Here is a 20,876-nt window from a genome sequence, read left to right as displayed (position 1 = left end):
TTAGCGCGCGTTCAGCGTGATGCCGCCGGAGCCGGTGTGGATGTCCATGTCCGGCCCGCCACCGCCGATCTCGCCTCTGGCGTCGCCGCGGCGCTGTTCGCCGCGGAAGCCGAGTGCGTTGTCAATGCGGATGGGACGGCCCGAGAGGTCCACGTCGGCGCGCGCGCGGCGCGGCAGCGTGAGTTCGACCCGGCCCGAGCCGGTGTCGATGTCGACCTCGGCATCGCGCCAGAGGCCCGCGCTCACGGCGCCGGAGCCGGTGTCGGCCGAGAAGCGGTCCACGTCGGCGCGCTCCACGCGAATGCTGCCCGAGCCGGTGTCGCCCTCGAACGAGCCACGGACGGCGTCGATGCGGATGGCGCCGCTGCCGGTGTCGGCGCGGATGGCCCCATCGAGCGACTCGGCACGGATGGAGCCCGAGCCGGTGTCCAGAACGATGCGGCGGCCTCTGGCGGAGCCGACGGTGACGGACCCGCTGCCGGTGTTGACGTCCAGGTTGCCGACGACCTCGTCCACGCGGACCGACCCCGAGCCCACGTCGATGCGGCCGTTGAACTCGGCCGGGATCTCGATTGTGACGACGAAGCGGGCGTCGCGCGAGCGCATCCGCACGGACCGCGGCGGGTCGGTGCGCACGGTGAGGGCGTTCGCGGCGCGAGAGGCCGTAAAGCGTCGGCGCTCGAACTCGCTTCTTGCGTCGCGGCCTTCGCCGCGGACGGTCACGGTCGCCTCGCGGCCTCTGGCGCGGAGGATCTCGACCCGCTCGCTGCCGAGCTTGACGACCAAGTCGCCGCCTCTTTGGACGGCGAAGGAGCGTTCGTAGAGCACGTCGTCATCGGCGCGGACTGTACGGACTTCGTACTCCTTCTCGTGCGCCTGAGCGGCATGCGTCCCGCCAGAGGCGGAGAGGTGCTGCGCGACGAACGCGGTGCTGAGGAGGCCCACGCCAACAAGGGCGAGGCGTTGAAAGGTGCGACGAGGGGAGATGGACATGGCGAACCAGAAGTGAGGTGCATCGGTAACGGACCGCGCTCTCCGATGGTTACACCCCCATGACACCGCTCGACCGCTCCTTCTTCTCGCGCCCCACCCTGGAGGTCGCCCCGGACCTGCTCGGCGCCGTCCTTGTCCACGAGCATCCAGACGATGGGCTTCTGGCGGGGCGGATCGTCGAGACCGAGGCGTACACCGACGACGATCCGGCCATGCACGGCTGGAAGGCGACGTTCGGGACAGACGGCCGCGTGCTGCCGCAGGGCCGCGCCGCTGACCTGTTCGCCGCCCCCGGGACGGCGTACGTCTACCGCGTCTACCGCACGAACTGGCTCATCAACGTCGTGACCGAGCCCGAGGGTACGGCGGGCGCGGTGTTGATCCGCGCGCTGGAGCCTCTGGCGGGGGAGGAGGCCATGAGCGCGCGCCGCGCAGCTGCCCGGCGTCAGCGCGATCTCACCAACGGCCCGGGCAAGCTTACCCAGGCGCTGGACATCGCGGAGCCCACCTTTCACGGCCACGACCTCACCACGCCACCGCTCTACATCGCCTCGGACGGCTTCGCCAGAGGCGATATCGACACGACCTCGCGCATCGGCCTCTCGCGGGGCGTGGACCGGCCGTGGCGCTTTTTCCTGGCCGGCAACCGCTTCGTCTCGCCCGGCGTGCCGAGCGACGTCCGCGTCGCGCGCAAAACGCGACGGCAGTAGCCAGGCGCCAGAGGCCTCTGGCGTGCGGGAGCCCGTCCGCGCCCGCCGCGTATCGGCGAACCCTACCCCGACGCCTCTGTGCACGCCCGCTTCCTCGCCCTAGTCGACAAACTGAAATCCAGCTACTGGTTTATCCCGACGCTTATGGTGATCGGGGCGTTTGCCCTGTCGTTCGCGACGACGGCTGTGGACGGGTGGCTTGGGCCGGACTGGATCGAAAACGTCTCGTGGCTCTACGCCAACAAGCCCGAGGGCGCCCGCAACCTCCTGACGACCGTCGCCGGCTCCATGATCGGCGTCGCGGGCGTGACGTTCTCGATCACGATTGCGAGCGTGGTGTACGCCAGCGGCCAGTACGGGCCGAGGCTGCTGACCAACTTTATGTCCGACCGGGGCAACCAGATCACGCTGGGCACCTTTATCGCGACGTTCGTCTACTGCTTGCTCGTGCTCCGCACCGTGCGGTCGGCCGACGAGGCCTCTGGCGGCGAGAACCCGGCCGGCGACGTGATCGGGGCGTTCGTGCCTCACGTCGCCATCGTGACGGCCCTCGCGCTGACGCTGGCATCGGTGGGCGTGCTGATCTTCTTTATCCACCACGTGCCGGAGTCCATCCACGTGTCCAACGTGATCTCGGGCGTGGGGCGGGACCTGCGTAAAAAGATCGACACGTTGTTTCCGGAGCGCATTGGCGACGCGGATCCGGGGTGGGAGGCTCGCCGCGACAGCGATGTGCAAACGCAGATGCCGGCGGACTTCTACCTCACCGCCGAGGCCATCCGGGCCGACGGAACGGGCTACATCCAGGGCGTTGACGCGGATACGTTGCTGGAGGTCGCCACCGAGCACGACTTGGTGCTGAGGCTCCGCCACCGACCGGGCGATTTCATCTCGGACGGCGACGCGCTTCTCCTCGCGTGGCCCGCCGAGAACGTCACCGATGACGTGTGCTCCACGCTGCGGGTCGCATTCGCGTGGGGGCGCCAGAGGACTGCGTTGCAAGACACACGCTTTCTCGTCAACGAGCTCGTCGAGATCGCCGCGCGCGCCCTCTCGCCTGGAATCAACGACCCGTTTACGGCCATCTCCTGCCTGGACTGGCTCTCGGCCGCTCTCAAGGCCCTCGCGGACCGGGACTTCCCCAGCGCCGCACGCTACGACGACAGCGGCAACCTCCGCGTGGTCGCGGAACCGACGACGTTCGAGGAGTTCGTGGGGCACGTGTACGGGCAACTCCGCCCGTACGTGGCCTCTGACCGGAACGCGGCGCTCCACACCCTGAAGACCATCGGGGAGCTGGCAGCGCGCGCCTCTGGCGAGCAGCGCCGAGCACTCCAGTTCCAGGCGGACGCCATTTTGGAGGGGACGCAGAAGATCCTGTCCCTCGAAGCCGACCGCCACGCCGTCCGGGACCGCCACCGGTTGGTGGCCCAACTGCTGTTTGGCGAGGTCAACTTCGAGGAGGCCGCGAGCCGTGCGGACTGGATCGGCGGGACCGCCTAGCCGCCGGAGGCGGCCTCTGGCGCCAGAGGCCTGTCCACCCACCGCACGAACGCCTCGGCGAATCGCTCGGGCGAGGCGGCGTCGTAGGGGAAGTAGAGCGAGGGCTCGATGATCTCCAACTCCATGAGCGCCCACGTGCCGTCCGGCATCCGCACGAAGTCCGGGCGGGCGTAGAGCAATTCCTCTGGCGCTGCGGCGAGTGCGCGGTCTGCGGCTTCCAACAGCGAGGGCTCAGGCTGGATCGCGCGGATCGTCCCACCGTGCTCTTCTTGGACGCGGAAATCGCGGGGCGCGGGCGTTTTCAGAATGGCGTGGCTGTACGCGCCGTGGAAAAAGAACAGCGAGAACTCGCCGCGCTCCACCACGCTCCGGACGAACGGCTGGGCCATGAACCGCTTTGCCGCGAACGTGCGGAGCGCGCCCGAGGCGTCGGCCTCTGGCGTGAGGCGGAACGCGTTGTCCGCGTTCGCGCCCACGATAGGCTTGATCACGATCTCGCTTCCATGCTGCCGAAAGAGGCCATCCAACGCCTCTGGCGTGAGCCGCTCGCCCCAGGTCGTCGGCACGATGGTGACGCCGGCTGCCTCCATCTCGCGGAGGTAGGTCTTGGTCAGGTTCCACCGCACGGCCCGCAGATCGTTGGCGAGCCGCGCGCCAGAGGCCTCAATGGCTTCCAGCACCGCGAGAAAGTCTTCCGGGGCGTCCTGGTAGTCCCACGGCGTGCGGATCACGACGGCCTCGAATCGGCTCCAGTCCACATCGGCGCGCCACGGCACGTCGGTCACGTCCCAGCCTCTGGCGCGGAGCGGCGCTACGGCGAGGTGATCGTAGGCGACAAAGGCTTCCAGCGAGTCCATCGTCAGGAACGCGACGTGCCTCATGCCGTCGGGGTCTCGCCTCCTGGCTTGATGATGGGGCTGCTTTCTGAGGCCGCGTGGCCGGCCCCGCCGTCCGGGGTGTCGTCGCCGGAGGCGTTGTCGCTAGAGACGGTGCCGCCAGAGGCGAGTTGCCCGGCGATGGTGCGCGGCTTGGGAGCCTTCCCGCTCTTGGGCACCGGCCAGCCCTCGCGCTGCCGCGTGCGGTCGCCGTCGGTGGCTTCGGTCTGATCGTGCCAGAGGATCTGCTGCGTGGGGAAGGGGAGGTCGATGCCTTCCGAAAGGAGCGCCTGGCTGACCTTGCGGAGCACGGCGTCGCGGAGTTTGACCACGTTTGCGCGCGTGGGATCGCTCCACCAGCGCACGCGGAGGTTGACCGAGGAGCCCGCGAGGTCCCACGTGATCACGTCCGGCGCCGGGTCATCCATAATGCCGTCGATGCTCTTGAGCGCCTCCAGCGCGATCCGCTTCGCCTCGTCGATGTCGTCTCCGTAGCCGATGCCGACGTCGTACTGGCTCCGCACCATGTGGTAAGCGGTGATCACCCGTACGGGGTCTGTATAGATCTGGCTGTTGGGGATGATGACGCGCGTGCCGTCGTACGTGCGGATAAACGTCGCCCGCGTCTCGATGCTCTCCACGGTCCCGGTGTACTCGCCAGAGGTGATCTCGTCGCCTTCGCGGAACGGCTCGCGCAAGAGGATGAGAATCCCCGCGAGGAGGTTCTGGAAGATGTCCTGGAACGCGAAGCCCAGCGCGACGCCGCCCAGCCCAAAGGCCGCGAAGATGGCCGAGAACTCCAGCGAGGGGATCACAATCGTCAGCGCGACGAACACGCCGAGAAGGATCATCCCCGCGTATGTCAGCCGGCCCAGGACGATGCCGATGTTGGAATCCACCGGCCCCGGCGTGACGCGATGGACCACGCTGCGGAGCCCCCGCGCGACAAACCAGAACAGCACGAACACGACGAGCGCGATGCCGATAAGCGGCAGCAGCGCAAAGAACCCGTCCACCATGTCCTGCAACTGGCTCACGGCCTCACCCGTCGCCTCGGCGACGCTTACCGCCGCGGTGTCCGCCTCTGGCGCGAGGTCCGCGCGCGTGATCACGGTGTCGATGGGGACGGACCCTTGGAAAAGGGTGTCGGCGGTCTGGAGGGGCATCGCAGAAGGGAGGAGCGAAGCCGTAGCACGCCCCTTCCGCGCCGTGGGGTCCCTCTCGCGTGGTTATGCCTCCCATCCGGCCTCTGGCGCCAGAGGCCGCACGCGTCTCGCTACCGGCTGATTCAGCCCCGCCAGAGGCTAGGCGGCACGGGCGGCCGAGGCGGTGGCGTGGCGCTGAAGCCAGAACACGAGCACGTCGTCTTCGAAGCCGGGCTTGGCGCTCCGCTGGAGCATCCACGAGAGCAACTCCTTGACCGGCTGCTCGGCGGTGCGGGCGATCCGGGCGGCCTCCGCCACGCCGGGCTCTCCGAACATCTTGCCGCTGCGGGCCACCTGCTCGTTCAGGCCGTCGGTGTAGCACAGGAGCGCGTGGTCCGGCGGAATCTCCAGGGAGTAGTCCGTGTACTCCGTCATCGGGTCCAGCCCGAGGATGAGGTCGGAGTGCTCCACCATGCCGGCGCCCTGCGGGCCGACAAGGATGGGGCGGCAGTGGCCCGCGTTGGTGTACACCACGCGGTTGTTCGCGGGCTCCCAGCGCATCAAGAGGAGGGACGCGAAGGTCTCCTCCAGCACCTGGTCATTGATCAGCATCTCGTTGACGCGCTTCATCAGCGCGGCCGGCGAGACGGTGTTGCGGAGCATCGCGTGGATGGTGCTCCGGATGTAGGAGAGGAAGCTGAAGGCGTAGAACTTCGCCTGCAACCCCTTGCCCATGATGTCACCCACCGTGATGAGGTACGTGCCGTCGCCAGAGGGCGTCCAATCGAACAGGTCACCTCCGCCGTCCTCCTTCGGCTGGGAGAAGAACACCGTCCGGTAGCCGGCCTCCACGGGCATGTGGCGGGGCAGCAGCTTGTCCGAGAAGTCCCGCCCGATCTTGGACGTGAGCTTGGTCTGGTACAGCTGGCTCCGCTGCACGATCTGGTCCACGCGCCCGATGAGGTGGTCGATGTCGAACGGCTTCGTGAGGTAGTCGTCGACGCCTTTGCGGAGTCCCTTCTGGCGGCTGAGGTCGTCGTTCTTCGCCGTGAGGAAGATGAACGGGATGGCCTGGAACCGCTCGTCGGAGCGGAGCGCCGCCAGAAGCGCGAACCCGTCCATGTGCGGCATCATGATGTCGCTCACGATCAGGTCCGGCGGCTCCTCCTCGATCAGTTGGAGCGCGTGCTCGCCGTGCATGGCGGAGCGGACCTCGAAGCGTTTGCCGAGGCGGTATTCCAGGAGACGCCTCAGGGTGGCGTTGTCCTCGACGACCAGAACAGCGGGGCGGGCCGTCATCGTGTGTGGGGCTGAAAGGGCTGAGGGAAGGACGAGAGTTCGTCACCGCTCGCGGCGCCGTCTCCGCGGCTCTGCAGGGACGCAGGCAGCGAAGGCGCGCCAGAGGCGGCGTCGGAATGGAAGAGGCCGGCGAAGATGGCCTCGTCGGGGTTGTAGAGCTCGAACGAGAGCCTCTGGCGGCCCTCCGTGGCGGGGCGGTAGTCCAGGGTCTCGGTGCACGTGATGAGCATCAGCAGGCCGCGCCCACGCTCGGAGGGAGCGGGCGCGTTGAGGAGCTCGTGCTGCTCCTCGAGCTGGCCCAGGAGGTCGAACCCCTGGGAGGTGTCCTCGATGCAGACCTCGACGACCTCGGGTCGGATCTCGATCGAGACGCAGATTTCGGGCACGCCTACGTGGAAAGAGGCGTGCTGCACCAAGTTCGCGACCCACTCGTGCACCGCGAGGCGGAGCACGATTTCTCCGTCCTTGTTCAGGGGAGGGCGGAGCATCCCGCCATCGCTCCACGCATCAAACAGCGCGTGGAGGTCGTCGATGACGGTCGTAAGGTCGGTGAAGCGGTGCGTGCTCATGGCCGCAACGCGCGTTTCCCAGGAGAGCGGAGCCTCCCGGAAAAACGCTACGCCGTTCCTGTGGGACGGGGAGCCTGAGCCGCGTGCTGCGACTGGATCGCCGCGTCGACGGTCGGGAACTGGCGGAACACCTTGTAGGTGCGCGTCAGCTGCACGACGACCTGAACGGGCCGGCTCACGCTCGCGAAGACCACCTGCCCGCCTGCGGGCGTCAGCTGGCGGTAGAGCGAGAAGATGACGCCGAGACCGGTGGAGTCGAGGATGCCGGTGCCGGAAAAGTCGAGCACGAAGAAGCGGACGCCCTGGCGAGCGTGCTCCTGGCAGGAGGCCTTGAACTCAGCCGCGTTGCGGAAGTCCAAGGCTTTGCCGACGCGGATGACGGCGGCACTGGGGGAGGTCTTCTGAATGGTGAAGCTCATGGCGCTGTGGGCGCAGAGGCCGAGGGGGCCCGGGTAATGGGTAAACGGGGTCGCCGAGAGGGTATCGGCTGACGCACGCCCCAGGTCGAATATCGTACCAGCCTCTGGCGAGGATAGGGCCTTCAGCTGTGCAGGCGGGTGCGGGCGTGAGACAGGGCGCGAAACCAAAGCCTAGGGGCGTTGAGACCCCAACGCGCCCTCGCAGATCCGCCTCTGGCGCAAGCGGCCTGCCACGCCAGAGGCGCCTCGTGTGCAGGGACTTTGGTAATCCGCCGGGGCGAAACGTACCGCCAGACGCCTCGCGCTAGCTTGCCGCATGCCGCACCGCTTCCCGTTCCTCCTCGCGCTTCTGGCGCTCGCCGCCAGCGGCTGCGCGCGCTCAAGCGCCGGGCTCCCAGAGGGCATGACGGTGGAGGACTTGCCCGACGGGGAAAGCTGGAACGCCGAGCTCCGCGTGTCGGAAGACGGGCGCCAGTCGCTCGCGCTCGGCGCGCCGTACATGGCGCGGTTCGACCGCCCGGACACCGCCTACGTCTACCTCGGGCCGCCGCCCCAAACGCCGGACTCTGTGCAGGCCCGCATCACTGTCCAGCTTTTCGACGAGAGCGGAGAACCCAGCGCCACGATCTCGGCGCGGCAGGCGTGGTACTACGAGCGCCAGAAGCGGCTCGTGGCGGACGGCGGCGTCAAGGCCGAGACGTTCGGCGACGGCGCAACGGCCATCGAAGCCAACCGGCTTCGTTACACCAGCGGCGGCGACTTCTCCGCCTCTGGCGAGGCGCGCGTAGACGTGCGAGGCGCTGCGAACGCGAAGATCCGGGCGCGGACGATCTCCGGTCGGCTGGACGGCGGCCGCTACACCGCCGAGGGCGACGTGTTCGTCGACGCGGGCGGTGGCCGCTCGCTGCGGTCCGCCCGCGTGACCTGGGATGGCTCGCGCTTCCGCGCGCCCGGGGCGTTCTCGTTTACCGGCCCCGGCGAGCGAATACGCGGCGTGGGTCTGACGGCGAACGCGGACCTATCGCGCTACTCGTTCTCGCAGATGCGCGGCGAGATCGACGTACAGGAGTAATGATGCACTGGACCATGGAGACTGGGGGCCTCTGGCGAAACCGATGGGCCTCTGGCGCCAGAGGCCTGGCGGTGCTACTCGCGCTGCTTGTGAGTGCGCTTGCGCCAGAGGCGCAGACGCGGACGATCGAAGTCCTTTCTGCAGATCAGAGCGTGTCCGAGAGCGACAGCACGACCGGCCGCGTGGAGCGCTTGACGGGAAGCGTCGAACTCCGAAGCGATACGACCACGATCCGAGCAGATCGCGCTACCCTCTACGACAGGCGCCGCGTTTTACTGTCAGGGCGGGTGCGCATCGTCGCGGGAGATGATACCCTCACGGCCCGGGACGTGGAGTACGACGCGCAGACCAAGCTTGCTGTCGCCAAAGGGGATGTCCGAATCGGAGCCGATGGGGGCGTGCTTTTCGCGCCAGAGGTGACCTACAACTCGCGCGACAAGCGCGCCGCCTTCTCCGGCGGCGGCCGCATCCTCCAGGACGGCGCCGAGATCACCTCCCCGAGCGGCACGTACGAGACCGAGCGACGCTTCGCAACGCTGACGGGGCCTCTGGCGATCACGGACTCCTCTGGCGTGCTCACCGCCGCCAGAGGCACGTACGCCGCCCGCGCCCAGCGCGCCGACGTGGTGGGGACGGTCCGGCTGGTGCGCGAGCGAGACCGGCTGGATGCGGATTCCCTCGTCTACTTCCGCCGGACCGAGCGCGCGCGCGCCTTCGGGCAGGTGGTCCTGGACAGGCTCGGCGGGGAGGCGCCAGAGGACAGCCTCCGCCGGTTCGTGCTCTTCGGCTCCGCGTTGATCTACGACGGGCAGGCGGAGACCGCCGAAATGACGGCGGGAGACGGCCTCGTGCTCCTCGCGAGCCTGGAGCAGGACGCCGAGGGCCGCGTGGACACCACGCTCGTGCGGGCCTCTGGCGTGCGCGCTGCCCGCGAGACGGAGGGGGAGACGCGAACCGAGCGGCTCGTCGCCAGAGGCGGCGCGCGACTCTGGCGCGAGGGCCTCGGCGCCGCGGCCGACTCAGCGGTGTTCGTCCGCACAGCCCCAGTTGACACGCTCGACGCCACGCCACCGCGCGACCGGCTAGACCTTATCGGCGGCTATGCGGGGCCTGCGCCAGAGGCGGCAGGGGCCTCTGGCGACGAGCGGCCGACGGTGTGGCTGCGGGGATCGCAGCTCACCGCGGACTCGCTCTGGATCGTCTCCGGCGCCCTGCGCGATTCGGTGTTCGCCCGCACCCGGGCGTTCGCGGGCAAGCTGGATTCCACGCTCGGGCGCGTGCAGCAGCTCGCGGGCGGGCGGATGCTCGGCATCGTGCTGGACGATCAGTTGCGCCGCCTGCACGTCTCCACTGCCGCCGAGGCAATGGTGTATCAAGCCACGTCGGACGGCCTGCTGGACAGTGCGATCCGCCTGGGCTCGGACAGCCTCGTCTTCCGCTTCGACGCCGGAGGCGAGATCCGCCGGCTGGACGGCAAGCGCGTCACGGCGGGCATCGAGGGCACGCTGTACCCCGGCGCGCTCGTGCCAGCGGTCCAACTCCCCGGCTTCACGTTCACGCCAGAGGAGCAGCCCACGCGCGAAGCGCTTCTCACGGGTTGGGAAGCCGCCTGGCTCCTCTCGCACCCGGACTGGAACGCGCCGCCAGAGACGCTCCCGGCCGACGCACCGCCCGCCGAGGACTCTGGCGAGACCGAGCCGGCGCCTCTGGCGCCAGAGGCGAGCGCGGAGGTGGAGACCAGCGCCGAGGACGCGGAGTAGGTTGCGCGCATGGAAGCACCCCTCGTCCTCCGCTCCGAAGGCCTCGTCAAGCGCTACCGCCGCCGCACCGTCGTGGACGGCGTCTCGCTGCGCGTGCAGCAGGGCGCGTGCGTGGGCTTGCTCGGCCCCAACGGCGCGGGCAAAACGACGACGTTCTACATGACCGTTGGGATGGTGCGGCCGGACGCGGGCGACGTGTTCCTGGGCCGCGAGGGCGAGAAGGAGACGCGCCTCACGCGCATGCCGATGTACAAGCGCGCGCGCCTCGGCATCGGTTATCTCGCGCAAGAGGCCAGCATCTTCGCGCAGCTCAGCGTAGAGGACAACCTGCGCGCGGTCCTCGATTTTCAGCCTCTGGCGAAGGCGGAGAAGAACGAGCGCGTGGAGCGGCTGATCGGCGAGTTCGGGTTGGAGACCGTCCGGCGGAGCAAGGGCTACCAACTGAGTGGCGGTGAGCGGCGACGGACCGAGATCGCGCGCGCGCTCGCGACCGAGCCCAAGTTTCTGCTCCTCGATGAGCCCTTCGCGGGCGTCGACCCCATTGCCGTCGAGGATATTATGCGCATCGTAAGCGGCTTGCGCGACAAAGGCATCGGCGTGCTCATCACGGACCACAACGTCCACGAGACGCTCGCCATCACGGACCGCGCGTACCTCCTCTACGACGGCGAGATCTTTATAGAGGGGACGGCGGAGGAGTTAGCCGCGAACGAGGAAGTCCGCCGCCGGTACCTCGGGGAGAACTTTACGCTCGAACGCTACCAGGCCTAAGGCCTCTGGCGCCAGAGGCCCGGGGCGTCCGCACTAAGGGCTCAGGCAGCCTCCACCTCGGCCTCTGGCGAGGCGGCAATGGTAATGGAGTCGAGTGCCTGGGAGAGGTCGGCGAGGATGTCCTCGACGTCCTCCACGCCCACGCTGAGGCGGATCAGGGAGTCTGGCAAACCGGCTTTACGGCGCACGTCCGCCGGGATGGAGCCGTGCGTCATGCTCGCGGGGTGCGAGACGAGGCTTTCCACGCCACCAAGGCTCTCGGCGAGCGCGAACACACGCGTCGCCTGCATAAAGCTGACGGCCGTGTCGATGGTGTCGTCGGCGAGCGTGAACGAGACCATGCCGCCGAAGCGCCGCATCTGCTTTGCCGCGACCTCGTGGCCGGGGTGGTCCTCGAAACCGGGGTAGCGGACGTGGCCCACCTTCGGGTGGTCTTTGAGAAAGCTCGCGACAGCCTCGGCGTTGTCGCAGTGGCGCTCCAGGCGGAGATGCAGCGTCTTGGTCGCGCGGAGGAGCAGGAAGCAATCCATCGGCCCGGGGACCGCACCGGCGGACTTGATGAGAAAGCGGAGCCGCTCTGCCCAGTCATCGTCGCTCGTCAGGACCGCACCACCGACCACATCGGAGTGGCCGCCGAGGTACTTCGTCGTTGAGTGCAGCACGAGGTCCGCGCCCAGCGCCAAAGGCTGCTGGAGGTACGGGCTCGCAAACGTGTTGTCCACCACGACGGTCACGCCTCTGGCGCGGGCGCGCTCGGCCAGCGCCGCGATGTCGAACACGCGCAGCAGCGGGTTCGTCGGCGTCTCGATCCAGAGCAGCTTGGTCTTGTCCGTGAACACGGCGTCCACGTCGGCCGGGTCGCTGAGGTTGGCGAAGGTGAAGTCCAATCCCCACGGCTCGTACACCTGCGTCATGAGTCGGTACGTGCCCCCATAGAGGTCGTCCGTCGAGACGATGTGATCGCCTGGCTTGAGGCATTTCAGGATCGCATCGATGGCGGCCACGCCAGAGGCGAAGCAGATGCCGTGCTCGGCGCCTTCGAGCGCGGCGAGGTTGCCTTCGAGAGCGGTCCGCGTCGGGTTGCCCACGCGGGCGTAGTCGTAGCCCTGATGCACGTCGGGCGCTTCCTGGACGTACGTGCTCGTTTGGTAGATCGGCGTCATGATGGCGCCGGTGGAGGGGTCGGGGGTTTGGCCAGCGTGGACGGCGAGGGTGCCGAAGCGGGCGTCGGGGATGTGAGCCATGATGGGAGCCTCTAGCGCGCGCGGATCCGGTCCGCGGCAAGCGCCGGCAGGCAATGGGGTCAAAGGGTGGCCTCTGGCGTCGCGCGAGAGACCGGGGAGATGGGGGCTTGGCGAGACTCGTCCCGCCAGAGGCCAACAAAACGGGGGGCGCAGCGAACCACGCCCCCCGCTAGAGAGAGTCAGACTTGTGGCGCCAGAGGCCCCACAAGACCGGCGGCCTTACATGCCACCGTCAGCGCAGGCCTGGGCGCTTGTCGCATCGTCGGCGCGGCCGAGCGAGTTGTAGATCGTCACGAGCGTGCGGCAAACCGTCGGGCGCGTGGCGCCGTCGGCGAGGTCGCGCGCGGTGGTGAGCGCCGAGAGGGAGCCCTCGATCAGCTCGTCACGCTGGGCGATCATCGAGTCGTAGGTGTCCTGCTCGCTGAGGTCCAGCGCGCCGGCTTCCGTCTCGATCCGTCCGGCCTCGCGGAGGCGAGCCACGCCGAGGTTGTAGAACGCGTCGGCGTTGTCGTCCTCCATCATCGATGCGGCCTCGAACTGCTCGATGGCGTCCGCGAACCGGTCGACTCCGAGGAGGAGCGTGCCGTAGTTGTAACGGATCAGCGGGTCGTTCGGGAAGTTGTCGACCTGCGTCTCGAACTCCGCAATCGCGCGGTCAGACTGGCCGCTGGAAGCGAGGGTGTTCAGGTACTCCTGCTGGAGGCGGTCGCGGTCCTCGTCGGCTACCATCGTGCGGGCCTTCTCGAGAACGGTCACGGCGTCAGCGCCGCGGTCCATCTGGAGGTACGCCTTGGAGAGGTAGATGGAGGCGTTGGTGTAGCCGGGGTCCATCTCCAACGTGTTCTCAAACGCGGTGGCCGCAGCCGCCGAGTTGCTCGAAAGAAGTTGAGCGAGACCGAGGCCGAAGTGCCCACCGACGGAGTCGGGGTTGACGGCGATCGCACCCTCGAAGAACGGGATGGACTCGGCCGCTGGCGTACGCTCGTTCTGGAGCGACTGGTTGCCCGTGTTGAGCATCTGCGCCCACGCGAACCCGCGCATGGCAGCAACGTCAGCGTCCTCTGGCGCGAGGCGAGCTGCGCGGGTGATCGTGGCCTGGAGCTCAGGAATGAACGCGGCACGCTCAGCGACGGGGGCCTTCTCCATCTGAAGCGTCAGGACCTGGGACTTGAGGCGAAGGGCCTCAACGTTGTCCGGGTCCTCTTCCAGGGCCGTGTTGAGGTTCGCGAGCGCGCCGTCGAAGTCCTCGGTGCGGATCTTGAGCTTGGCACCCTCGACGTTCGGGTCGCTGGAGCACCCGTCCGCGCCACCGACGACGAGCGCGAGGGCGAGCAGAGCAGGGAGGAGGGGGAGGCGGAATCTCATGTCGTGGGGTGTAAGAAAGGCGCGGGTGACGGCGCCGATGTATGGATCGGAAGCGGCCGGGGAAGCGCTGGAAGCTACTCGTACCTTCCACGCCCGCACAGCCCAGAGGGTCCCGAAACCGGCCTGAACCTCCCCATGTTGCCCGCATTCCGCGCGTTTCTCACCGAGATCATCGACTACGCCGGGCTCTTCCCTCCCGCCGCGCTTGATCTCGATCCCGCCATCCGCAACCACGTCCGGTACCGGCAGAGTCCGGAGGCCTGGATGCTCGGTCGGTTTATCGTCCCTGCGGCGCGGCTGAGTGCGCTGGACGCCTACGCGGACCTGTTCGCCCAGGCGCCGCCGGTCGGCTTCAGCGTGCTCGGCCTCACGGACGCCTCTGGCGGGCTGGACGGCACCGCTCGCGCCACGCTTGAGGCCGCGCGCGCGTTTGAGGCCCGCCACCCCGGACGGGTCCGCTGCGACCGGTTCGAACTCCGCGCCGCGCCAGAGGCCGCCGGCGCGCTCGCGGCGGTCCTCTCGGACCTGCCTCTGGCGGACGGCGACGGCATCGCGGTCGAGTTTCCCATGACCGGAGACGGCTACGCGCCAGAGGTCATCGAAGAGGCCGCACACGGCATCGCGGAGGCCAACGCGCGAGCGCGCGAGAAGCGGTTCGCGCTCAAGCTCCGCTGTGGCGGCGTGACGCCAGATCTCGTCCCCGGCGTCGAGCGCCTGGCGGACGCCGTGGCCGCTTGCGCGAAAGCGGACGCCCCGTTTAAAGCCACCGCCGGCCTCCACCATCCGTTCCGCAACTACGACGAGGCGGTGGGAGCCGAGATGCACGGCTTTATGAACCTCTTCGGCGCCGCCACGCTCGCCCTTGCCAGAGGCTTCGACCGTGACGCGATCGCGGAAGTCCTGGACGACGGGGACGGCTCCCACTTCCAATTGGGCGACGCGTTCGCCTGGCGCGGCTTCGCCGTCGAGGCCGCTGGCGTCCACGAAGCACGCCAGCGGCGGGCTCTTTCCTACGGCTCGTGCTCGTTCGACGAGCCCATCGAGGACCTCCGCGCTCTCGGCTGGATGGCCCCCGCCGAGTAGGCCGCGCGATCTCTCGCCACGCCAGAGGCCTCTGGCGCCCGAACCGATCCCGGCGTGCGGCGGTATGCCTGCCCGAGCCCTGACCCCCGACGACTGCACCCCGCGCATGACCGCCTTTCTCGACCTCCCCGCTGACACCGCTTTCGGCCTCGACAACCTCCCGTACGGAGTCTTCTCAACCCAAGATGATCCGAGCCACCGCGTGGGCGTCCGCATTGGCGAGCACGTGCTGGATCTCGCGTACCTCGAGACGCACGGGTTGATCGCCGCGCCAGAGGCCGGGCGCGCGCCGGTCTTCCACGGCACGCTCAACGCATTCATGGCGCTCGGCAAGCCGTCGTGGGACGCCGTCCGCGGCCGCTTGCAGGACTTGTTGAGCGCCGACGGCCCGGACGACCTCCGCGGCTCGGAAACCCACCGCGAGGCCGCGTTCACGCCTCTGGCGGAGGTCGCGATGCACCTCCCGGCGACGATCGGGGACTACACGGACTTCTATTCCTCGCGCCAGCACGCGACAAACGTGGGGACGATGTTTCGCGGTCCAGAGAACGCGCTCATGCCCAACTGGCTGCACCTCCCGGTGGGCTACCACGGCCGCGCGTCTAGCGTCGTCGTGAGCGGGACCGACATCGTGCGGCCCAAGGGACAGCAGAAGCCCGAGGACGCACCCCCGGTGTTCGGCCCCTCCAAGCTGCTGGACATCGAACTCGAACTCGGCTTCTTCGTTGGGCCTGGCAACGACCTGGGCGACGCGATCTCCATCGACGACGCGCGGGACCAGATCTTCGGCTTCGTGCTCGTCAACGACTGGAGCGCGCGCGACATCCAGAAGTGGGAGTACGTGCCGCTGGGGCCGTTCCTGGGCAAGAACTTCGCGACGAGCATCAGCCCCTGGGTAGTGCCCTCCGCAGCATTAGACCCGTTCCGCGTAGCGGGCGAGGCGCAGGACGAAAGCGAGGGCAACCCGGAGCCTCTGGCGTACCTGCAGCAGAGCGGAAACCGTTCGCTGGACATCGCGCTGGAAGTCCACCTGGAAACCGAAGCGATGCGCAACGACGGCACGGCGCCAGAGGTCGTCTCGCGCTCCAACGCGAAGTACCTCTACTGGAGCCCGGAGCAGCAGCTCGCGCACCACACCGTCAACGGCTGCAACGCGCGCCCGGGTGACCTCATGGCGAGCGGTACGATCTCGGGCGAGACCGAGGACAGCTACGGCTCTTTCCTCGAACTGACGTGGCGGGGGAGCAAGCCTCTGGCGATGCCCTCTGGCGAGAGCCGGAAGTTCCTGGCCGACGGCGACCGGGTGGTCCTGACGGGCGTGGCCGAGCGAGACGGAACGCGCATTGGCTTTGGAGAGGTGGAGGGAACGGTGGTGCCCGCTCGCTGAGCAGGGCGGAGTTCTGCTGCGCGCACAGGCGGTAAAGGCTTATCTTTTCGGTCCTCGGGAGCGGCGACCCACCGCGCCGCCCTCATGCGCTGACCTGGCCCTGTAGGCCTCCATTCCCGCATGCGTCTCGCCCCTGCGTCGAACCTGCTTCGTCATACTGCCCCCACTCGGCTAACGGATTTCGACTTTGACTTCCCCCGAGAACTCGTCGCCGCGTATCCGGCCGAGCCTCGGGACTCGACCCGCTTGATGGTCGTCGATCGTGCAGAGCGCACGATCGAGCACAAAACGATGGTGGACCTCCCGGATTACTTCGGGACCGGGGACGTGCTCGTGGCCAACGACACCCAGGTGTTTCCGGCACGCTTGCGCGGCTACAAGGACAAAACGGAGGCCAAGGTCGAGGTTTTCCTCTTGCGCGAGCTCAACCCCGAGCAGCGCCTCTGGGACACGATCGTCGACCCCGCCCGCAAGGTCCGCGTCGGCAACAAGCTTGTCTTTCAGGACGGCCTGGAAGCCGAGGTGCTGGACAACACGACGAGCCGGGGCCGCACCCTCCGCTTCATCTTCGACGGCTCGCCAGAGGCCCTCCACGCCCACATCGACCGCATCGGGGAGACGCCGATCCCGCCGTACCTCCGCCGGCCGGCCGAGGCGGCGGACAAGGTGCGCTACCAGACCATCTTCGCGCGCAACCGCGGGGCCGTTGCGGCACCCACGGCCGGCCTGCACTTCACGCCGGAACTCATCTCCGCGCTCGAAGCCAAAGGCACGGCGGTGACCTCGGTGACGCTGCACAAGGGGCTGGGCTCGTTCCGCCCCGTGGACGTGGAGGACCTCTCCAAGCACCGGATGGACGCCGAGAAGATCGTCGTCACGCCAGAGGCCACCGAGATCGTCAACGCGGCACTCACGTCCAACGACCGCACCGTGACGGCCTGTGGCCTCACGGTGATCCGCGCGATGGAATCCTCGCTCTCGGCCGAGCGCACGCTCAAAGCGGTCGAGGGGTGGACCGACAAGTTCATCCTGGAGCCCTACGACTTCCTCATCACCGAGCGGCTGCTGTGCAACTTCCAGCGTCCCCGCTCCACGCTCCTGATGATGAAAGCGGCCTTTATGGGCCACGACCTCTTGCGCGCGGCCTACGACGAAGCCGTCAAAGAGGAGTACCGCCTGTTCTCCTTTGGCGACGCGATGTTGATCCTCTGATCGCCTCTGGCGATAGGGGAGGGCGACACGCTCGCCAGAGGCCTGCGCTGGCCTCTGGCGAGAGCCTGCCGCATTACCGGACGATGGTGATCGTGCGGGTTACGGTCCGCGTGCCCGCGACCAGGCGGACCACGTAGAGGCCTGGCGCGAGCGACGCGGCATCCAAGGATGCCGTGAGGGCGCCCGACGCCTCGCCGTCGTGGAGGAGAGCGACCTCGCGCCCGAGGGCATCGTGGACCGAGAGGCGGGCGGTGCCGGGCGTTTCCAGCGCCGCACGGATCTGCATCACGCCAGAGGCCGGGTTGGGACTGACGGCGATCTCAAACGGGTTGGCCTGAACCGGAGGCTCCGCGTCGGTCGCGTTGACGTCGAGCTCGATGACGAACAAGCCGCTCTGGCGGTCGGAGACGACGACGCGGCCGGAGGCGAAGTACGGATAGATGCTCCACACGCCGCTGTAGCCATAGCCCTCGCCCTGGTACGTGTCGTACAGCGCCACTTCAATGGGCGCCGTGGGGTCCGAGATGTCGAACACGCGGTAGCCCTCGGTGTAGTGGCCGAGGTGGAGGAGGTCGCCGGTGACGTAGCAGTTGTGCACCACCGCTGCGGGGTCCACGATGATCTCGGTCACGAACTCGGCGTTGAGCGGGTCGGAGACGTCGAACACGCGCGTCCAGTTGCCCGCGCTGCCGATCTCGTCGCCGACGAAGACGTAGCGGCCATCCGTCGTTCCGCAGACGTTGTGGGCGCCGCTGTTGGGGTACCCGAACGTGCCAATCCGTTGCGGGGCAGCGGGGTTCGAGAGGTCGAGGATGTCCACGCCGCCACCGTAGATGTTGGGGCCGTAGCCCGTGGTGCCGTCCACGTAGAAGTCGTGGTAATAGGGCGTGGCGAAGTGGCTGGGGCGATACTCACCGATCAGCGTCGGGGCCTCTGGCGTATCGGTGGAGTAGATGCGGACGCCCGCGTTGCCGCTCGTGCGGCCGCCGGTGACGTAGAGCCGCCCGCCATCCACGCTCACGTTGTGCGAGCCGCTGCCGCTCACGCCTTCCTGCACGTCCAGCAGGCCGACTTGGACGGGGTTGGTCGGGTCTGCGAGGCTGATGATCTGGACCGGGCCACTCTCGTTGACGAGGTAGGCGTACGCGCCGATCACCTTGACGTCTTTGGAATCGTTCGCGCCAGAGGCCGTCGGCACGAAGCCGACTTCAGTAGGCGTGCTTCCGCTGATGTCGACCACGCTGAGGCCGAAGTTCTGGAGCGCGATAAGCGCGTACTCCGTGCCGTCGGGCGCGGTGTAGCCCCAGATGTCGGCGTAGCTGCCCCGCTCGTCCCAGCGTCCCACGAGGGTGGTGTTGAGAGAAATCACGGGCTTGACCCGGACCACGTCGCTCTGGTACAGCGTGCCGCCGCTGGCGTCGCGGACGACGGCCTGGAAGGAGTAGGTACGCGCCGGGTCCAACCCGTCAACGCTCCCGATCGCCTCGAACGGCGTGCCCTCGGCGGGGTAGGTGGTGCCTACGTCTTGCGGCGAGCCGCCATCAGGCGCGTAGGTGAACGCGAGCGTGGCGCCAGAGGCGAGGGCCGCTGGCGGAAAGTAGGACGCGGAGACCTCCACCTGCCCGTTGTTCACCACGCGGGCAGACGGAAAACGCAGAGTTGGGAAGGTCAGGGTAAGCGAGGCGGGCTCCGTCTCGTACAGGGTGCGGCCTGCAGGGACACGCGCGGCGACGGCGTAGAGAAGGTCGAAGTCCACGCTGTACGGGCTCTGGTTGGCGTAGGTGTTGCCGCGCCCGTCGTAGTCGCTTGCCATGATGTAGAGGTACTCGCGGCATCCCGTCTGGTCTACCTGAGGGTTCCAGATGCCGTTGGCGCCGCCACAGAGTCGCCCGTCCTCGACAAACGTGACGTTGAGGCGCCGCGGGTTCGCCGGGTCGGAGACGTCGTAAGCCGCCCCGCGGAAGGTGCCGACCCCGGCATCGGAATAGTTGCCATCGCGGCGCCACACGCGCCCGAGCGTGGTCTCACTCGTCGAAAACACGATCTCGACGGGCACGTCGCCAGAGGCCTCGATAGAGGAGCCGGAAAACCAGTTCCGCCCGTAGAAAGCGCCACCGCCAAACGCTGAGCCGGTAAAGCTCACGCCTTCCAACCACTGCGGGGTGCCCTCCCACGTGGCGACGAGGTCTGCCTGACCGCCGCTTTTGGCCTCTTGCGCCATCACGAGGGCGGGCTCCACGCCTACACGCGAAGGGACGGCATCGGAGGCGAACTGCGCGTTCGCGGAAGCGGAGAGCCCGAGGAGGAGGGCGAGGAGAAGCGTGCGAGACATCTGTAGCGGGGATGAGCGGCTACAGTCTACGGCGCCAGAGGCGAAATCATTCTCCCAGGACCACCTTCAGGGACACGTCGAGCGCGAGGACGGAGTGCGTGAGCGCGCCGCTGGAGATGAAGTCGACGCCCGTCGCGGCGATGGCAGCTACGGTGTCGAGCGTGACGTTGCCAGAGGCCTCGGTTTGGACCCGCCCGCCAACGCGGTCTACGGCTGCCTGGAGCATGGACACGTCGAGTCCGTCGGGCGTCCGGACGGCCATGTTGTCCAGGAGCACGCGGTCTAGGCGGAAGCCAGCGGCGTGGGCCGCGAGGGCTTGGTCGAGCTCCTCCATCGTGCGCGTCTCGCACTCCACGGGCACGTCCAGGCCTCTGGCGCGCAGGTGCGCATCGGCGGCTTCGATGGCGGCACGGACGCCGCCAGAGGCCGCGATGTGGTTGTCTTTGATAAGCACCATGTCCCACAGCCCGACACGGTGGTTGGCAGCGCCTCCCAGCGCGACGGCCCACTTGTCGAGTTGGCGCAGACCGGGGACGGTTTTGCGCGTATCCAAGACCGTCGCGGGCCGCGCGGCCTCTTGCATCCGATGCGCCGCGGTGGCGACGCCGCTCATGCGCTGCACGAGGTTGAGCGCGAGCCGCTCCGCGACGAGGATGGAGCGCGCCTTGCCGCGCACGGTCCCGGGCTGATCGCCTCTGGCGACGCGGTCCCCGTCGGCGGCGGTCCACGAGACCTCCAACTCGGGATCGACCATCTCGAAGACGCGCTCGGCCACGGCGAGGCCAGCGATCACGCCGTCCTCCTTCGCGAGGAACCGGGCGACGGCAGGCGTGCCCTCGGGGATGGTGGCCTCGGTGGTGACATCGCCTGCGCCGATGTCTTCCGCGAGGGCGTGGGGGAGGAGCCAGTCCAGGGCGTCGGCAACGGGGGAGGGGATCGGCAGCATGGAGCGGGAAGCGGGAAGCGGGAAGCGGGAAGCGGGAAGCGGGAAGCGGGAAGCGTTGGACGGGAGACGCGCGAGAAGTTCCGGCCTCTGGCGCCCGAGGCGCGCTCGGCGATGGCCCTCGCGGAACCTGTGCGCCGCCAGAGGCCTCAGATGGCGACGCTAGATTCCGACGATTCCCTTCTCTACACCTG

18 protein-coding genes are annotated in these 20,876 nt (G+C 68.3%); 8 read left to right on the top strand and 10 right to left on the bottom strand.

The window, feature by feature from the left end; genetic code table 11:
- A complete protein-coding gene (locus BSZ36_RS09870) occupies positions 1 to 993 on the bottom strand; it encodes a DUF4097 family beta strand repeat-containing protein (protein ID WP_094548442.1) in 993 nt (330 codons plus the stop codon).
- A 59-nt stretch (positions 994 to 1,052) separates the two neighbouring features.
- Between BSZ36_RS09870 and BSZ36_RS09865 the strand changes: the two genes are divergently transcribed.
- Both BSZ36_RS09865 and BSZ36_RS09860 read left to right on the top strand, forming a co-directional pair.
- Positions 1,053 to 1,703 (top strand): DNA-3-methyladenine glycosylase, encoded by a 651-nt coding sequence (locus BSZ36_RS09865; protein WP_094548440.1) that lies wholly within the window; start codon positions 1,053 to 1,055, stop codon positions 1,701 to 1,703.
- A 78-nt stretch (positions 1,704 to 1,781) separates the two neighbouring features.
- Positions 1,782 to 3,206 carry a DUF2254 domain-containing protein gene (locus BSZ36_RS09860; protein WP_094548438.1) on the top strand — a complete coding sequence of 475 codons (1,425 nt, stop codon included), beginning with the start codon at positions 1,782 to 1,784 and terminating at the stop codon, positions 3,204 to 3,206.
- On the opposite strand, the gene BSZ36_RS09855 is transcribed toward BSZ36_RS09860, so the two are convergent.
- The 5 genes from BSZ36_RS09855 to BSZ36_RS09835 form a co-directional block, all read right to left on the bottom strand.
- Positions 3,203 to 4,087 carry an ATP-grasp domain-containing protein gene (locus BSZ36_RS09855; protein ID WP_094548436.1) on the bottom strand — a complete coding sequence of 295 codons (885 nt, stop codon included), beginning with the start codon at positions 4,085 to 4,087 and terminating at the stop codon, positions 3,203 to 3,205. The two genes, BSZ36_RS09860 and BSZ36_RS09855, sit on opposite strands and share 4 nt — an antisense overlap.
- Positions 4,084 to 5,247 (bottom strand): mechanosensitive ion channel family protein, encoded by a 1,164-nt coding sequence (locus tag BSZ36_RS09850; protein ID WP_094548434.1) that lies wholly within the window; start codon positions 5,245 to 5,247, stop codon positions 4,084 to 4,086. Before BSZ36_RS09850 ends, BSZ36_RS09855 begins: the two co-directional genes overlap by 4 nt.
- 138 nt (positions 5,248 to 5,385) lie before the next feature.
- Positions 5,386 to 6,525, bottom strand: a complete 1,140-nt coding sequence (locus tag BSZ36_RS09845) for a PP2C family protein-serine/threonine phosphatase (protein WP_094548432.1) — start codon at positions 6,523 to 6,525, stop codon at positions 5,386 to 5,388.
- Positions 6,522 to 7,094: an ATP-binding protein gene (locus tag BSZ36_RS09840; RefSeq protein WP_094548430.1), complete on the bottom strand. Its 573-nt coding sequence runs from the start codon at positions 7,092 to 7,094 to the stop codon at positions 6,522 to 6,524. Before BSZ36_RS09840 ends, BSZ36_RS09845 begins: the two co-directional genes overlap by 4 nt.
- A 47-nt stretch (positions 7,095 to 7,141) precedes the next feature.
- A complete protein-coding gene (locus BSZ36_RS09835) occupies positions 7,142 to 7,513 on the bottom strand; it encodes an STAS domain-containing protein (protein WP_094548428.1) in 372 nt (123 codons plus the stop codon).
- A gap of 316 nt (positions 7,514 to 7,829) precedes the next feature.
- On the opposite strand from BSZ36_RS09835, the gene BSZ36_RS09830 reads away from it, so the two are divergent.
- The 3 genes from BSZ36_RS09830 to lptB are packed head-to-tail and all read left to right on the top strand — an operon-like array spanning position 7,830 to position 11,116.
- Positions 7,830 to 8,585, top strand: a complete 756-nt coding sequence (locus BSZ36_RS09830) for an LptA/OstA family protein (protein ID WP_094548426.1) — start codon at positions 7,830 to 7,832, stop codon at positions 8,583 to 8,585.
- Positions 8,585 to 10,345, top strand: a complete 1,761-nt coding sequence (locus tag BSZ36_RS09825) for an OstA-like protein (RefSeq protein WP_094548424.1) — start codon at positions 8,585 to 8,587, stop codon at positions 10,343 to 10,345. The genes BSZ36_RS09830 and BSZ36_RS09825 overlap by 1 nt, the downstream gene beginning before the upstream one ends.
- Before the next feature lie 9 nt (positions 10,346 to 10,354).
- A complete protein-coding gene (gene lptB / locus BSZ36_RS09820; protein WP_094548422.1) occupies positions 10,355 to 11,116 on the top strand; it encodes an LPS export ABC transporter ATP-binding protein in 762 nt (253 codons plus the stop codon).
- 41 nt (positions 11,117 to 11,157) lie between these two features.
- Here the strand turns inward: lptB and BSZ36_RS09815 are convergent, their stop codons facing one another.
- Entirely contained in the window at positions 11,158 to 12,360 is a 1,203-nt protein-coding gene (locus tag BSZ36_RS09815; RefSeq protein ID WP_094548419.1) for a cystathionine gamma-synthase, read from the bottom strand.
- 219 nt (positions 12,361 to 12,579) lie between these two features.
- Positions 12,580 to 13,725, bottom strand: coding sequence for a tetratricopeptide repeat protein (locus BSZ36_RS18940; RefSeq protein WP_143536837.1), 1,146 nt, complete (start codon positions 13,723 to 13,725; stop codon positions 12,580 to 12,582).
- A gap of 135 nt (positions 13,726 to 13,860) precedes the next feature.
- Between BSZ36_RS18940 and BSZ36_RS18935 the strand changes: the two genes are divergently transcribed.
- The 3 genes from BSZ36_RS18935 (at position 13,861) to queA (ending at position 17,407) form a co-directional block, all read left to right on the top strand.
- Positions 13,861 to 14,808, top strand: a complete 948-nt coding sequence (locus BSZ36_RS18935) for a hypothetical protein (protein ID WP_143536836.1) — start codon at positions 13,861 to 13,863, stop codon at positions 14,806 to 14,808.
- Positions 14,809 to 14,872: 64 nt separating this feature from the next.
- Positions 14,873 to 16,195, top strand: coding sequence for a fumarylacetoacetase (fahA, locus tag BSZ36_RS09805; protein WP_218827630.1), 1,323 nt, complete (start codon positions 14,873 to 14,875; stop codon positions 16,193 to 16,195).
- A gap of 120 nt (positions 16,196 to 16,315) precedes the next feature.
- On the top strand, positions 16,316 to 17,407 hold the full coding sequence (gene queA / locus BSZ36_RS09800) for a tRNA preQ1(34) S-adenosylmethionine ribosyltransferase-isomerase QueA (protein WP_094548413.1): 1,092 nt from the start codon (positions 16,316 to 16,318) through the stop codon (positions 17,405 to 17,407).
- Positions 17,408 to 17,480: 73 nt separating this feature from the next.
- Here the strand turns inward: queA and BSZ36_RS09795 are convergent, their stop codons facing one another.
- Positions 17,481 to 19,739, bottom strand: coding sequence for a choice-of-anchor B family protein (locus BSZ36_RS09795; protein WP_094548411.1), 2,259 nt, complete (start codon positions 19,737 to 19,739; stop codon positions 17,481 to 17,483).
- A gap of 46 nt (positions 19,740 to 19,785) precedes the next feature.
- Positions 19,786 to 20,685, bottom strand: a complete 900-nt coding sequence (nadC, locus tag BSZ36_RS09790; protein ID WP_094548409.1) for a carboxylating nicotinate-nucleotide diphosphorylase — start codon at positions 20,683 to 20,685, stop codon at positions 19,786 to 19,788.
- Positions 20,686 to 20,876: the final 191 nt, after the last annotated feature.

It is taken from the genome of Rubricoccus marinus (genome assembly GCF_002257665.1).
GTDB classification, from domain to species: Bacteria; Bacteroidota; Rhodothermia; order Rhodothermales; family Rubricoccaceae; genus Rubricoccus; species Rubricoccus marinus.
This window is presented reverse-complemented; position numbering and strand designations above follow the sequence as displayed.

Coding starts and splice junctions, on each gene's coding strand:
- BSZ36_RS18940 (WP_143536837.1), bottom strand. CDS start 13,725: ATGAGATTCCGCCTCCCCCTCCTCCCTGCTCTGCTCGCCCTCGCGCTC.
- BSZ36_RS18935 (WP_143536836.1), top strand. CDS start 13,861: ATGTTGCCCGCATTCCGCGCGTTTCTCACCGAGATCATCGACTACGCC.
- nadC (WP_094548409.1), bottom strand. CDS start 20,685: ATGCTGCCGATCCCCTCCCCCGTTGCCGACGCCCTGGACTGGCTCCTC.
- BSZ36_RS09855 (WP_094548436.1), bottom strand. CDS start 4,087: ATGAGGCACGTCGCGTTCCTGACGATGGACTCGCTGGAAGCCTTTGTC.
- BSZ36_RS09865 (WP_094548440.1), top strand. CDS start 1,053: ATGACACCGCTCGACCGCTCCTTCTTCTCGCGCCCCACCCTGGAGGTC.
- BSZ36_RS09845 (WP_094548432.1), bottom strand. CDS start 6,525: ATGACGGCCCGCCCCGCTGTTCTGGTCGTCGAGGACAACGCCACCCTG.
- BSZ36_RS09870 (WP_094548442.1), bottom strand. CDS start 993: ATGTCCATCTCCCCTCGTCGCACCTTTCAACGCCTCGCCCTTGTTGGC.
- BSZ36_RS09835 (WP_094548428.1), bottom strand. CDS start 7,513: ATGAGCTTCACCATTCAGAAGACCTCCCCCAGTGCCGCCGTCATCCGC.
- queA (WP_094548413.1), top strand. CDS start 16,316: ATGCGTCTCGCCCCTGCGTCGAACCTGCTTCGTCATACTGCCCCCACT.
- BSZ36_RS09850 (WP_094548434.1), bottom strand. CDS start 5,247: ATGCCCCTCCAGACCGCCGACACCCTTTTCCAAGGGTCCGTCCCCATC.
- BSZ36_RS09840 (WP_094548430.1), bottom strand. CDS start 7,094: ATGAGCACGCACCGCTTCACCGACCTTACGACCGTCATCGACGACCTC.
- BSZ36_RS09825 (WP_094548424.1), top strand. CDS start 8,585: ATGATGCACTGGACCATGGAGACTGGGGGCCTCTGGCGAAACCGATGG.
- BSZ36_RS09795 (WP_094548411.1), bottom strand. CDS start 19,739: ATGTCTCGCACGCTTCTCCTCGCCCTCCTCCTCGGGCTCTCCGCTTCC.
- fahA (WP_218827630.1), top strand. CDS start 14,873: ATGCCTGCCCGAGCCCTGACCCCCGACGACTGCACCCCGCGCATGACC.
- lptB (WP_094548422.1), top strand. CDS start 10,355: ATGGAAGCACCCCTCGTCCTCCGCTCCGAAGGCCTCGTCAAGCGCTAC.
- BSZ36_RS09830 (WP_094548426.1), top strand. CDS start 7,830: ATGCCGCACCGCTTCCCGTTCCTCCTCGCGCTTCTGGCGCTCGCCGCC.
- BSZ36_RS09815 (WP_094548419.1), bottom strand. CDS start 12,360: ATGGCTCACATCCCCGACGCCCGCTTCGGCACCCTCGCCGTCCACGCT.